We start from the raw sequence: 531 nt of genomic DNA, 5'->3' as shown, positions 1-531 counted from the left end.
AGTGCCCACGCGAGCCAGGCCGCCACGCACAACGGCGGAGCCCGGTGGCCGTCGGGCGCGTGGGCCGCGACCCACCGCACCAGGTCGAGCGCCCTCCGCACGCGTTCGACATCGGGTCTGATGCTCGTCTGTCCGAGGAGGAGTCGGGCCAGCAGGTCGGACACCGACTCCCCCGCACCGTCGGCATGCTGCCGGCGGACCACCTCGTCGACGGTCTCCCCGGTGCGGTCCGCGACCGCTGCGGTCTCGAGCGCGTCATCGAGCGCCGTCTCGCCGATCATCGGGCCGAACCCGAACTGGAGCATCATCGCGTCTCGCATCACTGGTTGCCGCGCCAGGTGGAGGAACCACGCGACCCTCGGTGCCGGGTGATCGTGCGGCTCACCTCCGAGCAGCGCCTCGACGAGTTCCACCGGGTCGGCCTCGGTGCCGAGGTCGGCCAGCGCGGCGTCGGCTCGCGCGAGATCGTCGAATCGCGCGAGGTGCTCGGCGATCGCGCGGGTGGCGGCCGCATCGGGCGTCGGCAGGCGA

Annotated in this window: 1 pseudogene; it reads right to left on the bottom strand. The window is 73.3% G+C overall.

Annotation, left to right across the window (positions count from 1 at the left end):
* A pseudogene (locus tag GH736_RS24800) lies at positions 1-308 on the bottom strand (DUF4192 domain-containing protein); the annotation flags it as partial.
* Positions 309-531 lie beyond the last annotated feature (223 nt).

The organism is Agromyces humi (assembly GCF_009720255.1).
GTDB classification, from domain to species: domain Bacteria; phylum Actinomycetota; class Actinomycetes; order Actinomycetales; family Microbacteriaceae; genus Agromyces; species Agromyces humi.
The sequence above is the reverse complement of the archived record's forward strand: the minus strand, read 5'-3'. Positions and strand labels throughout refer to the sequence as shown.